Consider the following 14,028-nt stretch of genomic DNA (forward strand, 5'->3'; position numbering starts at 1 on the left):
TGATTCTATCACATTTTGGGTGTTTGCTCTCTGCACTTCTATGATATCCCTCCACTTCTATGATATCCCTCCAATGTATCCACGGCTGCGCAGATTTGGCACCATGAGGTACATCGTTCCCATGCGGGTATCCAGCCGCCGGGGGCGGTAACCGCAGCGATAGTCGCTGCGGGACGGATTGTGTGCGTTCTTTTCCGCGCCAACGATCCCGGAGACTTCCGCCTCCATAAGTTGCTTACACAGCCACTCCAACACGCTGAGCATAGGATCTGGCTCGCTCATACATTTGAGTAGCAAATCCGTGAGACCTGTGATATTCTTTCCTTGAGCCATTGAGTGATCACTCCTTCTTTGAATGTCTCGACACCATTCATTTTACTGGAGTCCCAATGGCTTTTCTATGCCTTCATGAAATTGCGAACTTTATTATACACGGCCCTACAGTACGTATGGCGTAAGCAGTATGAAACGAGATCCGGTGCTACTACACTTTGGATTATCTGGTTGCGGTACACTTCCGCTCCCATGCGGATATCCAATTTTCTCTTAAAGTTGTTCCAAGCGTCTCCAATTGAGCTGTGTGAATGAATTTTTCTACTCAGCGGCTGGATTAGAACCGACTCGAACGGGCCTTCACGGGCAGCAAGTAATTTCGACCACAGCACATCTTGGATTGGAATATCTCAATTTCCCGCATCGCTTTTTGGGCTTTTTACTTCTCCTGTCCTCCCACTTTCAATTGCTTCACCCGGACGCAAACCACAGTAAAGAGCCAGAAGATATCGAATCAATTGGCGCCCGTCTCAAATCCAGAAGTTAAGCAAAAGCGGTCCGTATGCCGCTAAGAAAGCGGAACATAAAAAGTCATCCATCCGGTCTAAAGTCGAACATGTTTTTGTGGGAGTGAAGGGTCAATCCCGATACAGAAAAACGCGATACCGCGGTCTGCAAAAGCAGACCGCTGAACTTAATATGCTGGTTGCACTGGCAAATGCGATTCTGGCTGACAGGTCCTGCCTGGCAGCTTAAGTCGGTTTGTCTCCGCAGCAAAAAGAAAGATCTTCCCTGTGCTGCTCATCTGCTATTGTGAGCAGCACAGCTTTTTATTTCATTGCGCGGTGTTGCCCTAATTCTTCTTTCCTATGAGAATCGGTTTGACAGCTATCCTTTCAGCAGCGCAAGGTCGATGCAAGCCATGACCAGCGCCGCCATAATGAGCGGCACCATGCCGTCGATAAAACCCGCCGGCGCTGAAAGCTTATAGTACAACATATAGCAGATCAGGCTGATCACCGCGCCTGCGGCAATGATCGCCGCAAAAGTGATCGCGATCCTGTGACTAAATGCGCCGCCGCCGAACAGGGCGCTCACCTCGCTCAGCGCCAGCATCGCCCAGCCCACAATCAGGAAAAGTTCCGTCGTCACCGGGCGGTGCAGCAGGAACCTGGTAGCCGCCAGCAAAACCACATACGCAAGAACGCTGCCCCAGAGCACCCAGCCGGACGGGAACAGGCCCGGATAGGCCGCCGCCACACCAAGCCCTTTGGCCGCAAAGACCACCGCCGCAATACCTGCGGCGAAGGCCGGAATCAGCAGCCAGCCAGTCTTCATGCCCTTGATGGGATTCACCGGCTTGAATACCAGCAGCCACCACGCCAGATAAAATGCACAGCAGATGACCAGCAGCAGATTGGCGAGAAAAATTTGTCTTGTCTGAAAATTAAAATCATGCCACATAGGCATCCCTCATAATCTCCCGAACCATAGCGCTAAACCTCCCGGCTTTTTTACGATAACATAATTCAATTATAAATTGCCTTCCGGAATTTGTATACGGTGTGCTGAGCGTTGGCACTTTTTTAATTCAGATGAAAGCTGTCCGCAATTCGGACCTTAAGCCCTTGAAAGGCCAAAAGCTGGTAAATTTCAGAATTGAATTTCAAATTTTTCTGCGGTATGTTAATGGTATGATTTAAATAGACCCGGGGTGTTCTGATTTTTTGTTGGGGAGGAATTTGATGTCGTCCTACATCAGTGCCAGTCAGGTCCCCCGCTCCGTACCGGAACCGCAGAAGTTTATTCCCTTTCTCTGGAATGGACCCGAATTCTCCCTGCAGCACCGGATTTTTCCATCGGAACACGAACTTGGCCAGCTGATTATGGACTCTTTTGAAATCTCCAACTCAAGTGGTGCCACCATGTCCTACCCCATTCTGCCTTTCGGCGGGCTTCGGGCTGTCTTTTTGTTCAATAGGGGGCTTACCCGCGCGGAACTGTGTGGCCCCACCACCTTGCTGAAAAAACTGTCTCTTCCACCCCAGTCCAGCGTTTTTTGTATGCGTTTCTTACCCGGAAGTATGCGGTACTTCAGTCCGCTGTCCGCCTGTGAGTTAGCCGGACAATCGCAGCCCCTGTCCCAGTATCTCTCCCACTCAGACAATCTTTCCTCCGCCATGCGGCGGGGTGAGTCATTTCATGCCCGGAACGTCCTGTTGGTCCGCACCCTGTGCGCGGGAGGGGCCGCGCGCTTTCAGCCATTTCCCCTGATCGGCCAATCAGTCGGATTTATCTCGGAGCACAGGGGCATCGTCAGGGTCTCCCAAATTGCCGCAGAAATGGGATGCAGTGAGCGCTACCTCAGCCGAATGTTCCAGGAGCATATCGGCATTTCCGCAAGCTTTTTTGTGAACAGATTCAGCTTCAATTTTTCTTGTATCTTATCGTGGCTACCAAGCCGAAAGTCTTGACGGCCACCGCCGAGCGCTGCGGTTATTTCGACCAGACCCACATGAACCGTTCTTTCCGTAAGTTTCTGGACTGCACCGCAGGCGATATGCGCGCCACCAGGAACGACTTCATTAATCTACAGGGTGCTGCCAACCTCATCTGAGCGCGGTTAACCTTTATGATTCTTGCTAGTTCTGCGCTCTAAATTTCGTTTGGGAACTCCATCAAATTTTTTAGGAGGTATTACTCATGAGTATGACAAAACTGTTCAGCCCCGGTCCCGTTATGGTAAAAGATAATGTCCGCCGCGCCCTGCTGCACTATGACATCTGTCACCGCAGCCACGAGTTCGAAGAGATGTTTCAGGACACCCAGTCCAAGATTCTGAAACTGTTCAACGCAGACGATTCTTACTATAGTTTAATCGTCTCCGGTTCCGGTACATCTTCCAACGAAACGGTGCTCTCCTCCATTTTCAAGCCCGTTGAAGAAGTCTTGCTGATTCGCAACGGCGTATTTGGCGAGCGGTTGCTGGAAATTATCAATAAATACAACATTCCCCTTGTGGATCTGTCTTTTCCCTGGGCCACCATGCCGGATCTCGCTGTGGTGGAGCAGGCGCTGAAGGATCATCCCAGCGTGAAAGTCGTGGCCATGGTTTTCCACGAGACCTCTACTGGAATGATTAACCCCGTATCTAAAGTGGGCGCCTTGTGTGACAAATACGGTAAGATCTTTTCCGTAGACTGCGTCTCCGCCGCCGGCGGCCAAAATATTGATGTGGTGCAAAATCACATCTCCATCTGCACATCCGTTGGCGGTAAGTGCATCGGTGCGTTCCCCGGTACTGCCTATATTTGCGCCAAGAAGTCCCTGCTGGACAGCTTGACATCTGACCAGTGCAAGAACGTTTACCTGAACCTCTACAAGCACTATCAGAGTTCCGTGGCTTCCCATCAGACCCCCAATACGCCCAATGTCAACCTGTTCTGGCCTTTGAATGTTGCTTTAACCAACATCATCGAGGATGAAAGCTTGGCAGGCCGCATCGCCCGGTACCAGCGTTGTGCCGCAATTATCCGCGAGTGTGTGCTATCCATGGGCTGCCGTCTGCTGCTGAATGACAACATGGCCAACACGGTTACTTCTGTCTATTTACCCGCCGGAATCGATGCTCAGACTTTTTTGGACGAGATGACCAAGCGGGGCTACACGTTCTACATCGGCAAGGGCGACTACGGCAAAAACGGTATGATCCAGATTGCCAACATGGGCGAAATCTATGAGCAGGACTGCCATAACATGTTGGAGGTCTTCCAGGTTGTGCTGAATCGGCTCAGTAAATAAAACGGCTTTTCCTTTTACTCATTTAATCTTTGCGGAAAGCGCTGGACGGTGGAAGCTTTTGCTTCCACCGTCCACTGTCTGATTCTCCGTTTTACTTTTGAAATTCTGGCATCTTCTGTATATTGGTATGGGGGTAATGTTCTTCCTTAAATAGAAGTTTTTTGTAAAGGCCGAGAAACTTTTCCTTTTTTCAGGTGAAGAAGTGTGGTAAAGTAAATTCTGCCGATAAAAGCACAGTAAATTTTGCACAAAAAACCCGATTATAGGGGAGGAAACTATGGCAGCGCAGTATTATCTCGGAATTGATCAGGGCAGTACGGGCACCACAGCAATCCTGTTCGACAGCACATGGCATGTAGTGTCCCGAGGCTACAGTAATATCCATCTCTTCTATCCCCGGGATGGCTGGGTGGAACACGACGCCGAAGAGGTGTGGCAATCCGTACAGCGAGCAGTGGCCCAGGCCCTCCGTGCCCCAGCAATCCAGCCGGCCCAAATTCGAAGCATCGGTCTAAACCATGAGGGCGAGACCGTGGTCATCTGGGATGCGAAAACCGGCCGTCCGCTCTGCAACTCCATCGTATGGCAGGACCGCCGCACCGCCCGATATGCCGACGCCATGGCCGACCAGTATAACTCCCTGGTCCGTGAAAAAACGGGGCTGATGATTGACTCCTATTTCAGCGCCACCAAACTCAAATGGATGCTGGACCATGTGGAAAACGCCCGGGAATATCTGCACCAGGGCCGCCTGTTGGCGGGTACCATGGACTCATGGATCATCTGGCGGATGACTGGAGGCAGAACCCATATCACGGATGCCTCAACCGCCTCCCGCACAATGCTGTTCGATGTGGCGGAGGGTGACTGGTGTCCGGAGCTGGTCGATTTATTTGACCTGGACCGCTCTATTCTCCCCACGATCTCCGACAGCACGATCTCTGGCGTCCTCACGGATCCAGAAAGCTTTCAGGGCATCCGTGCGTCTTTGTCCGGCGTTCTGGTGGACCAGCAGGCAGCCCTGCTGGGACAAGCTTGCGTTACGCCAGGCTCCGTAAAAACCACCTATGGCACCGGATGTTTCATGCTGATGAACACCGGGCACACGATGGCGCTTTCCAAAAACGGCCTGTTGCCCACTGTGGCTTGGCGACTCCATGGAGAGACCACCTATGCCCTGGATGGCGGTGTCTACATCACGGGTGCCGCAGTAAAATGGCTTCAGGAAGGGTTAGAGGTAGTAGCATCACCGGCGGATACGGAACAGCTTGCTCTCTCCGTTCCGGACAACGGCGGCATTTACTTCGTTCCAGCTTTCACCGGCCTCGCGGCACCTCACTGGGATTCCTATGCGCGGGGGATGATGATCGGCATCACCGGCGGTACCCGGCGGGCTCATGTAGTCCGGGCCACCCTGGAATCCACCGCCTATCAGGTGCGGGATGTGCTGGACGTGATGCGGCGGGAGTCCGGGGTCTCCGTTCCGGTCATGCGCTGCAACGGCCGGGCCACATCCAACACCTTTCTGATGCAGTTTCAGGCGGATATTCTCGGTATCCCTTTGGAAATTCCGGAAATCGAGGAAACCACCGCTCTTGGCTCCGCTTTTCTTGGGAGCATTGGTCTTGGGGACTACGACGGCGTGGAAGATCTGGCACAGACCTGGCGCTGTGCCCGCTGCTATGAACCACGCATGAGCGCAGACCAGCGAGGCAGCCTGCTCTATAATTGGCACAGAGCCATAGAACGGGCCAAGTATTGGAGTGAAGACTGATTTTTTTGCTGCAAAGCTCCCAAAAAAGGAAGACGTTTCCGCTCATGCAGAGCGGAAACGTCTTTTTACATATGAACAGGTTGCTGTATTCTTTTGCTTATGTCCGACAAACGGTCAGTTCAGAATCCACTTCTGCGCCCGCTCAACGGCCCGGTGCCAATCCGCCAGCAGACTCTCCCGCTGGTCCGCGCTCATCTTGGGCTCGAAGCTGCGGGCCAGCTTCCATTGGCCTGCCAGTTCAGCCGGGGTGGAAAATATCCCGACTCCGATGGCCGCCATATAAGCGGCCCCCAGGGCCGTGGTATCCGTAATCTCCGGAACATTCAACGGAATTCCCAAAATGTCAGCCTGAAACTGCATCAGGAAGTTATTGGCCGTGGCGCCGCCGTCGCAGCGCATGACGCTGATGGGGACGCTGGAATCCTGCTCCATCACCTTCAGCACGTCACTAACCTGATAGGCGGTAGATTCCAGGGTAGCCCGCACCACATGCTCCTGCGTCGTTCCGGCAGTAATACCGATCATCATTCCCCGCGCATAAGAATCCCAGTAGGGGGCCGCCAGCCCTGTGAAGGACGGAACAAAATACAGTCCCCCGTTGCCGCCCGCTCGCAAAGCCATCTCCTCTGTCTCTGACGCGGACTTAATGATCTTCAGCCCGTCCCGCAGCCACTGTGTCGCTGCGCCGGAGATATAGATACCGCCATCCAGGGCAAAACTGCGTTTTCCCTTCAACTGCCAGGCCACTGTGGTCAGAATGCCATTGGGGGAATATACCGGCGTGTCCCCCGTGTTCATCAGCATAAAGCATCCGGTGCCATAGGTTGTTTTCACGGTGCCGGGTGTGATGCAGGTCTGACCGAACAACGCCGCTTGCTGATCCACCAGAACGCCGGAAATTGGGGCGTTGATACCGCAAAAATCGATAGGATCAGTATAGCCGAACAGCATGGCGCTGTCGCAGATTGTAGGCAGAATGCTGCGGTCCACGCCCATAATGTCCAGCACATCCTGATCCCAGTCCCCACTGCGCAGATTCAGCATCATCGTGCGAGACGCGGTGGACGCGTCTGTGACGTGAAGCTTTCCATGGGTCATCTTCCAAATCAGCCAAGTGTCCATCGTCCCTGCCAGCAGCCTCCCCTGTGCCAGCAGAGACTTGGCCTGTGGCACATTTTCCATCAGCCAGTGGAGTTTTGGTGCGCTGAAGTAGGAATCGACCATCAGCCCGGTCCGCTCCCGGATCAGGTCGCCATATTCCGCCGTCAATTGATCCGTATAGCGGGCCGTGCGGCGGTCCTGCCAGACGATGGTGTTGTAGATGGGTTCGCCGCTGAGCTTATCCCACATGACTACAGACTCGCCCTCATGGTCAATCCCTATGCATGTGATGTCCCCGGGCTGAGCGCCCACAGCCGCCATAGCCTCCCGGATCGCAGCTTTCGTCGAATTCCAAATATTAATGGCGTCATGCTCCACCCAGCCGTCCTGGGGATAAATTTGGTTGATCTCCCGGTATCCCCGAGCAGTCAGGTTCCAGTTCTCATCGAACAAAATAGCAGTGGTACCGGTGGTTCCCTGGTCCAGTCCCAAAAAAAATTTTTTCATGGCGCAGCCTCCTCAAATCATATCAAAGAGCAGCCGGAATGTCATCCGCGATGATCGTACTGCTGTCCGCATAGCGGATATCACTGGCGGTGCAATCCAAAAGTTTGCGATATAAGCGGTTCATATGCGTCTGGTCAAAATATCCAAAATTCACAGCAATATCCAGCAACGATTTTGGCTGCGTTGTCAGAATGCTGTATAGGGAAAACTGCATCTGGATGATCTCACTGTATAGCTTAGGGGAAATGCCCACCCGCTCTTGAAAGACGCGGTTGAGGTATCGGTCACTGCAACCCACAGTGGCCGCAATCTCCGACACCCGCGCCAGTCCGCAGCTGTCGAGAATCAGATCCATACAGCGACGCAGAAAAGCCATGGGCCTGTATTGTCCGGCCTCCCGGGCAGACAGCATACGGGTGATCAACACGCACCGCTCATGGAAAGATTCGCTTCTGCGTAGGCCAGTGAGCAGCTGATCGGTGCCATGCAGGTACCGCGTCAGCGGCGCGGCCCGGTCCGCCAGTAAAGACGCACCGTGCTGTTCAACGAGCCAATCACTGCTCTCAGGCCTAAACCTTACGCAGAAAACCAGAGACCCGGCAGGAATCCGCAGCCGCCGCATGGTTGTCAGTGCTCCGCACAGGATGCAGCTGGCAGCTCGGGGACTCAGATAGAAAATCATCATCATACAGCCGCTGGGCAGCATAAAGTAAGGCTCCTCTGCGCCGCTTGTATTATTCAATTCGAACATATCCTGCAGCAGCTTTCCAAACTCAAATTCCTCGGAAAAGGTTCTGTGCTGCATACCCAGATCAGGCGACAGCAGCAATAGCGGCACAGGCGGCCGCTCCGCATTTTCCCGATCAAGCTGCTTACTGCTGATGTATAGGGACACAGGAATCCCTCCTTTTCCACAGTAGTGCGTTGGCAAAGTAAAGTCTTTTTTGATTTTGGTAAAATATATGGATGATATTTTAGTTTAGCACAAAATTTCTCGTTGGAAAATTCCGATTTGTGCCAAAATTGCAATAGGCAATATGTTAACATGCTATTATGTTTTATCTTACCCCCCATTTGTTTTATTCAGATAGTAAGAGGAGGGGGAGATGGCAAGAGTAAGGAGGATGAAAGGCAATGCAAGAAAGCAAAAACAAGGTTCTGACGCGCGCGTTGGGTCTACCGGAGTGCGTCACGATCACAGCCGGCGCGGTTATCGGCGTCGGTTTGTTCACCACCGGTTCCTCTCAGGTTGGCATCATGGGCAGCTCCATCATTATTGCAACCATCATCGCATTCCTGCTGGTCCTGTGGCCCGCCGCCATCTATGGTGAGCTAAGTGCGGCACTACCTCTGGCTGGAGGCACCTACGCCTATGCTAAGCGCGCCATCAATTATCCTGTGGCTGTGTTCTGCAGCTGGAATTATACCGTTGCCCAAATCGGCATCGGCGGCGCTGAGGCGCTGGCTTTTGCAAACTACTGGGCGATCCTGCTGAGTGCGCTGGGCATTCCCTGGAACGTGGATCCCCGGATCACGGCCAGCACGCTGTTCATCATCTTTGTGGCGGTAAACTATTTCGGCATCGAGTTCGCCGGAAAGTGGCAGAACTGCTCCATGTACTTCTTCTGGGGCGCTTCTATTGTCTGGTTTATCAGCGTATTCAATAAGATGGACTTCACTCGGTTCACCTCTCCCATTGCGGGCATTCCCAGCAGCGTGACCTCCTTTGCTACAGTCGTGCTGATGGTTTGGTGGTGCTTCGCGGGATTCGAAACCGTAGTAGGTATGGGCGCCGAGGTGAAGTTTCCAAAGATCACGCTTCCCCGAGCCCTGTGCATTTCTCCTTTTATCGTGTTCGGCGTAAACACCCTGTTCCAGTGGTTCCTTGTAGGGTTGACCCCCGCCGACTCCCTCAGTGGCCTTGCCACTGCCACTGCTCCCTTCGCTTTTTGCATGAATACTGCCGGAATCATCGGCATCCCGGTAGTTATCCTGTGTCTGGGCATTACTTTCGGTGGGGACTTTTCCACTATGAATCCCTGCGTAACCGGCCCCGCCCGCTATATGTACGTCATGGCAAACGACGGAAATATGCCCAAGGCTTTTGGCCGGCTGCACCCCAAGTATAACACTCCTCATATCTCTATCCTGACGGTGGGCATACTGGGAGTACTTCTTATCTCCACTGGCTCTATCGCGATTTTGGCGGCTATGTGCGCATTTTGTCAGATGACCTGCTATATTATCGGTTACATCTCCTATCTCATGCTGCAAAAGAAAGAGCCCGATCTGGAGCGTCCCTTCAAGGTCCCCTTTGGTACCTTCGGTGCTTGGTTTAGCATCGCGACATACGCCGTGTTGGCAATTTTGGCCCTGGATATGCATGCCCTGCCTTTCAATCTGGGTTTTGACGCAATCTGTATCCTCTACTATTTCATTTTTGTTCGCAAACGCCCCATCCCCCAGGAGGCCATAGATGTGGAACTGCTGACACTGCAGTCCACAAGTCCCACGGCCGAGGAAAAGTTGTCTCTGGACAAACAGTTCAATCGCTGGAAGTTTGCTGCTATCGCTGCGTTCATCGTGTCTCTTTTACTGTTTGTTATAAGCTATTTCCTGTAAATCGCGTTTTCGTTTCGATACCGCATCCCTGCCAATAGCGGCGGGGGTGCGGTATTTTTTTTATTTACTACGACTACATCTGCTATGGTCCTTTCTAAGGATAGGAAGGGCTGCACTTTCGCGAACGAGATCACGCGCAGCCCGTGTTTCCTCGCCACTTTTCCGTCGGTAATGCACGGGCTCAACAGCAAGAGTGTCATTGCTTCCATGAGTCAGTTTGAGAAGCTGCTGTATAAAAACGAGAGCGATGTTCTCGAGTACATCTTTTGGTGTAAGAATACGATTACAAGAGGCCTGAGCGGTTTTCATCGCTCAGGCCTTTGGAGAGAGTATATGTTGATATGTAAATTACCGCTTAAAGAGCATCTGGTTCCTTACAGGGAGTCTCCTTTTCAACGCAGACATGGTGTCCGCTGTACTGACCTGGCATTGCAGCCTTCTGGGCCTTTGCGGCAGCTAGCGTGCGGGAGAAGCTAATCCCGGTGTCATAACCCATCTCATTGAGCATCCACACCAAGTCTTCCGTTGACAAATTGCCCGAGGCGCCGGGTGCAAAGGGGCAGCCGCCCAGTCCGCCCAAGGCAGACTGCACTTTATGCACCCCCATGTCGATGGCCGTCAGCGTATTGACCATGCCAAGTCCCCGCGTATCATGGAAATGAACCATCAGATCCAACTCTGGATATGCGTCTTTCAGGGCACCCAGCAGCCGACGGGTCTGGGCTGGGTCCGCAATTCCGATCGTATCGCATAGGCAGCAGGTTTTCATGCCTGCGTCCGCATAGTCCTTCAGAAAAGATACAGCCTGCGCGGGATCTTCGAATTTGCCTTCAAATGGACAGCCAAACGCGGTCGCCAAATCCACAATGACATCCAGATCCGGATAGGTTTCGCGGATTTCGCGGTATGCTGCCAAAGACTGCTCGTGTGTGCGGTTGATGTTGGCTTTGTTGTGACTTACGCTCAAAGAGACTACGTATACCACTTTGCGCAAACCAAGCTCATAGGCATTGTCTGCGCCACGCAGGTTTGGAACCAGGGCAAACAAGTCCATATCCGTGTATTTGTTTAGAACCGCCTTGGTCACTTGCCGTGCATCCGCCAACTGAGGAATGGCCTTGGGGCTAACAAAGGAGGTATACTCCATGTGCCGAAAACCGGCCTGAAACAGTTGGTCGATGATTTCCAATTTCTTCTCCGTGGGAATTTGATAGCAGTCAGCCTTTACGCTTTGGAATCCGTCGCGGGGGCCAACTTCTATCACTTCAATTTTTTGAGACATCTTTTTTCCTCCCTTAGATCACGCCGGAAGTTTTGAACTGGCTGATTTTTTTAGCATCTAGACCGAGGAACTGCCCATACACCTCATCGTTGTCCTGACCCAGAGTGGGTGCGGGACGGCTGGGATCGGCGCTCTCGTTGGCAAATTTCAGAGCATTGTTGGTCAGCCGCATTTTCCCAGCTACAGGATGATCCATCTCGGGGAACATATTCCGGGCCTCAGCAATTTGGGCATCCCGTGTCACCCGGTCAATGGAGTTAATAGGGCATCCGGGGATGCCTGCGGCGTTGAGCAGGTCGGCAACCTCGTCCACCGTGTACTGCATCGTCCACTTCTCCACCATTTCCTTCATGGTCACATGGTTTGCCACACGATCCTTGACAGCGGTAAACCGGGGATCTGTCTTAAGCTCGGGCTCACCCATCAGGTCACACAGCTTGCCGTACAGCTTATCGTTGCCAGCGCCGATGATCACGCTGTCGTCCTTAGTCTTGAAGGAGTCATACGGATAGGTCGATTCGTAGCGGTTGCCGATTCGTTCGGGAATCCGCCCGGTAGCCAGATAGATCATGTTAATGTTGGTCATTGCAGAGACAACGGAATCCACCAAGGATACATCCACCTTTTCTCCTTCCCCGGTCATACGCTGATGCAGTAGAGCTGCCAGAACGCCAATGCTCAGGTTCAGTCCACCCAGCACATCGCCCATAGGCGTGCCGGTGCGGGTGGGTTCTCCTCCGGGCCAGCCGGTCGTACTCATCAGGCCGCCCATAGCCTGCCCGACAATATCATACCCGGCGCGCTGGTGATAGGGGCCTGTATGTCCGAAACCCGAAACGGCGCCATAGACCAGACGGGGATTGATTTCTTTCAGCACATCATACCCAAGTCCCAGCTTCTCCATGGTGCCGGGACGATAGTTCTCAATCACCACGTCCGCCTTTTTCACCATTTCCTTAAACAGTTCTTTGCCCTCGGGGCTTTTCAGATTCAGCGTGCAGCCAATCTTGTCCCGGTTAAAATTCATGTAATAGACACTCTCGCCATTTTTGAAGGGACCGAATGCCCGACTGTCGTCCCCTTTGACGGGAACCTCGATTTTATAGACCGTGGCGCCCATATCCGCCAGCAGCATTCCGCAGTAGGGACCCGCCAAAACGCGCGTCAGATCCAAGACGACAATGCCTTCCAGAATACCTTTTTTCAATTTGAACACCTCAAAATTATTTAAATGTTTTGCTAATTGGTTACAGTATGCTGTACATACCGATGAAAGCGGCGAAAATGATCAGAAGCAGCATCAGTCCGGAAACGATAAACAATTGAACAAACAGCTTGTTTTCCTGCTCTTTGTCAAAGTTTGGGTCGGTTGCTTTGGCTGCCATAATGAGCGCGCCGCCGGTGGAAGCAGGGCTGAGTCCGGCAAAGGAGGCTGTCAGACACATGATGCTGATCAGGCCGTTGGCGGGAACGCCGACATTCTTTGCAATATCACCCACCGTGGGAACAAGGGTGGGCCACACAACTCCGATTGCAGAGCTGAACCAGGACATAATACCGGCCGTTAAACCTTGGATGGCAATCGCGGTATGGGTGCTCATGATGGAGGAGAGTGCATCAGACAGTGCGATAACGCCGCCCACATTAATGACAACCTCCATAAGCATGCCTACGCCTGTGACCATCAGCAGCGTGGACCAGGAAATCGTTTTGAACACCTGCTTTTCGTCCGCCGCCTTAATCAGAACCAAAACGATGCCCACCGCAAAAGAAATTAAGCCCACGTTCCGAGAGAAAAACGCACTTCCAATAATCACCACCACAAACCCCAGGAGTGTGAAAATCTGATTGCGGTTAAAAGCGGGAAGCGCTTCCTGCTCCGCAATCTGTCCTTTCACCTTGTAGCCTTTGAAGTAAATAAATGCAACCACGGACAACAAAACCGTGGTGACCGTGGCATAGATCAATACGGCAGATTGATAACCCGAAATCCCCTGGGGTTCAGCAAGACCACTGATCAGCACGGATTCCGGTGTGATTGGGGAAAAGCGCCCTGCAAAAGAGCCGATTTCTCCAATGACAGCCAGCATTACGGAATTGTAGCCGGTAGACTGCCCCAGCGGCAGGGCAAGCGCTGCCACGATGCCCAGAGCCGGAACACAGCCAGGGCCCATCGCGGCAATGCCGTAGCCAATAATGTAGATCAGGAAGGGAGCAACCACAGCGTGACCGCCGGAAAGTCGGAGAAACTTTTTGGACAGGAGCTCAAGCGATTGATTTGAAATGGCCACCGCACAGAGAAAGGATACGCCCAACAGCATGATGAACAGATTTGCGCTGAATCCTTTGATAATCTCTTTGTCGCTGGATCCCACAAAGGCGCCAAAGATGGCAGCTGCCAGAATTGCAACCAGTCCGACGTTGATCTTTCTAAAAAAGCCAAGCAGAATGACCAGAATCAGAACGAGCAAAGAGAGAATTGCTACATTCATATTGTAACCTCCATATTTTCCCCAATAATTAATGCGAGCGCTCACTCTATACCAAGCAAATTGTGTGCCAAATCAAGAGGCACCGAAAATTACTTGATTTTAGGGCGTTTTCGAACGTAGGGATGATCGCGAGGGAAGAAAAAAGGCAGTGCCATGTATCAAAACAAAACGTTTCA

The 14,028-nt window shown here is 52.5% G+C and carries 10 protein-coding genes and 2 pseudogenes; 5 read left to right on the forward strand and 7 right to left on the reverse strand.

Going from position 1 to position 14,028, the window contains the following annotated elements:
* Positions 1-72 precede the first annotated feature (72 nt).
* Positions 73-333, reverse strand: a pseudogene (locus ABWQ15_RS10115) (transposase); the annotation flags it as partial.
* Between the two features lie 435 nt (positions 334-768).
* On the opposite strand from ABWQ15_RS10115, the pseudogene ABWQ15_RS10120 reads away from it, so the two are divergent.
* A pseudogene (locus ABWQ15_RS10120) lies at positions 769-1,029 on the forward strand (transposase); the annotation flags it as partial.
* A 132-nt stretch (positions 1,030-1,161) separates the two neighbouring features.
* Here the strand turns inward: ABWQ15_RS10120 and ABWQ15_RS10125 are convergent.
* Entirely contained in the window at positions 1,162-1,737 is a 576-nt protein-coding gene (locus tag ABWQ15_RS10125; RefSeq protein WP_353908652.1) for a hypothetical protein, read from the reverse strand.
* A gap of 281 nt (positions 1,738-2,018) precedes the next feature.
* Between ABWQ15_RS10125 and ABWQ15_RS10130 the strand changes: the two genes are divergently transcribed.
* The 3 genes from ABWQ15_RS10130 (at position 2,019) to glpK (ABWQ15_RS10140) (ending at position 5,848) form a co-directional block, all read left to right on the forward strand.
* Positions 2,019-2,747, forward strand: a complete 729-nt coding sequence (locus ABWQ15_RS10130) for a hypothetical protein (RefSeq protein ID WP_353908653.1) — start codon at positions 2,019-2,021, stop codon at positions 2,745-2,747.
* A gap of 229 nt (positions 2,748-2,976) precedes the next feature.
* Positions 2,977-4,074, forward strand: coding sequence for a pyridoxal-phosphate-dependent aminotransferase family protein (locus tag ABWQ15_RS10135; RefSeq protein ID WP_353908654.1), 1,098 nt, complete (start codon positions 2,977-2,979; stop codon positions 4,072-4,074).
* 277 nt (positions 4,075-4,351) lie between these two features.
* A complete protein-coding gene (glpK, locus tag ABWQ15_RS10140; RefSeq protein WP_353908655.1) occupies positions 4,352-5,848 on the forward strand; it encodes a glycerol kinase GlpK in 1,497 nt (498 codons plus the stop codon).
* Between the two features lie 114 nt (positions 5,849-5,962).
* Here the strand turns inward: glpK (ABWQ15_RS10140) and glpK (ABWQ15_RS10145) are convergent, their stop codons facing one another.
* Entirely contained in the window at positions 5,963-7,456 is a 1,494-nt protein-coding gene (glpK, locus tag ABWQ15_RS10145) for a glycerol kinase GlpK (protein ID WP_353908656.1), read from the reverse strand.
* Between the two features lie 22 nt (positions 7,457-7,478).
* Entirely contained in the window at positions 7,479-8,351 is an 873-nt protein-coding gene (locus ABWQ15_RS10150) for a helix-turn-helix transcriptional regulator (protein ID WP_353908657.1), read from the reverse strand.
* A 239-nt stretch (positions 8,352-8,590) separates the two neighbouring features.
* Between ABWQ15_RS10150 and ABWQ15_RS10155 the strand changes: the two genes are divergently transcribed.
* Positions 8,591-10,078: an APC family permease gene (locus ABWQ15_RS10155; protein WP_353908658.1), complete on the forward strand. Its 1,488-nt coding sequence runs from the start codon at positions 8,591-8,593 to the stop codon at positions 10,076-10,078.
* Positions 10,079-10,433: 355 nt separating this feature from the next.
* On the opposite strand, the gene ABWQ15_RS10160 is transcribed toward ABWQ15_RS10155, so the two are convergent.
* The 3 genes from ABWQ15_RS10160 to ABWQ15_RS10170 are packed head-to-tail and all read right to left on the reverse strand — an operon-like array spanning position 10,434 to position 13,852.
* Entirely contained in the window at positions 10,434-11,360 is a 927-nt protein-coding gene (locus ABWQ15_RS10160) for a hydroxymethylglutaryl-CoA lyase (RefSeq protein ID WP_353908659.1), read from the reverse strand.
* A 13-nt stretch (positions 11,361-11,373) separates the two neighbouring features.
* Positions 11,374-12,567: a CaiB/BaiF CoA transferase family protein gene (locus ABWQ15_RS10165; protein ID WP_353908660.1), complete on the reverse strand. Its 1,194-nt coding sequence runs from the start codon at positions 12,565-12,567 to the stop codon at positions 11,374-11,376.
* A 40-nt stretch (positions 12,568-12,607) separates the two neighbouring features.
* A complete protein-coding gene (locus ABWQ15_RS10170; protein ID WP_353908661.1) occupies positions 12,608-13,852 on the reverse strand; it encodes an SLC13 family permease in 1,245 nt (414 codons plus the stop codon).
* Positions 13,853-14,028 lie beyond the last annotated feature (176 nt).

Source organism: Oscillibacter sp., assembly GCF_040505565.1.
Classification (GTDB): Bacteria; Bacillota; Clostridia; order Oscillospirales; family Oscillospiraceae; genus Oscillibacter.

Coding starts and splice junctions, on each gene's coding strand:
- ABWQ15_RS10125 (WP_353908652.1), bottom strand. CDS start 1,737: ATGTGGCATGATTTTAATTTTCAGACAAGACAAATTTTTCTCGCCAAT.
- ABWQ15_RS10130 (WP_353908653.1), top strand. CDS start 2,019: ATGTCGTCCTACATCAGTGCCAGTCAGGTCCCCCGCTCCGTACCGGAA.
- ABWQ15_RS10135 (WP_353908654.1), top strand. CDS start 2,977: ATGAGTATGACAAAACTGTTCAGCCCCGGTCCCGTTATGGTAAAAGAT.
- glpK (WP_353908655.1), top strand. CDS start 4,352: ATGGCAGCGCAGTATTATCTCGGAATTGATCAGGGCAGTACGGGCACC.
- glpK (WP_353908656.1), bottom strand. CDS start 7,456: ATGAAAAAATTTTTTTTGGGACTGGACCAGGGAACCACCGGTACCACT.
- ABWQ15_RS10155 (WP_353908658.1), top strand. CDS start 8,591: ATGCAAGAAAGCAAAAACAAGGTTCTGACGCGCGCGTTGGGTCTACCG.
- ABWQ15_RS10160 (WP_353908659.1), bottom strand. CDS start 11,360: ATGTCTCAAAAAATTGAAGTGATAGAAGTTGGCCCCCGCGACGGATTC.
- ABWQ15_RS10170 (WP_353908661.1), bottom strand. CDS start 13,852: ATGAATGTAGCAATTCTCTCTTTGCTCGTTCTGATTCTGGTCATTCTG.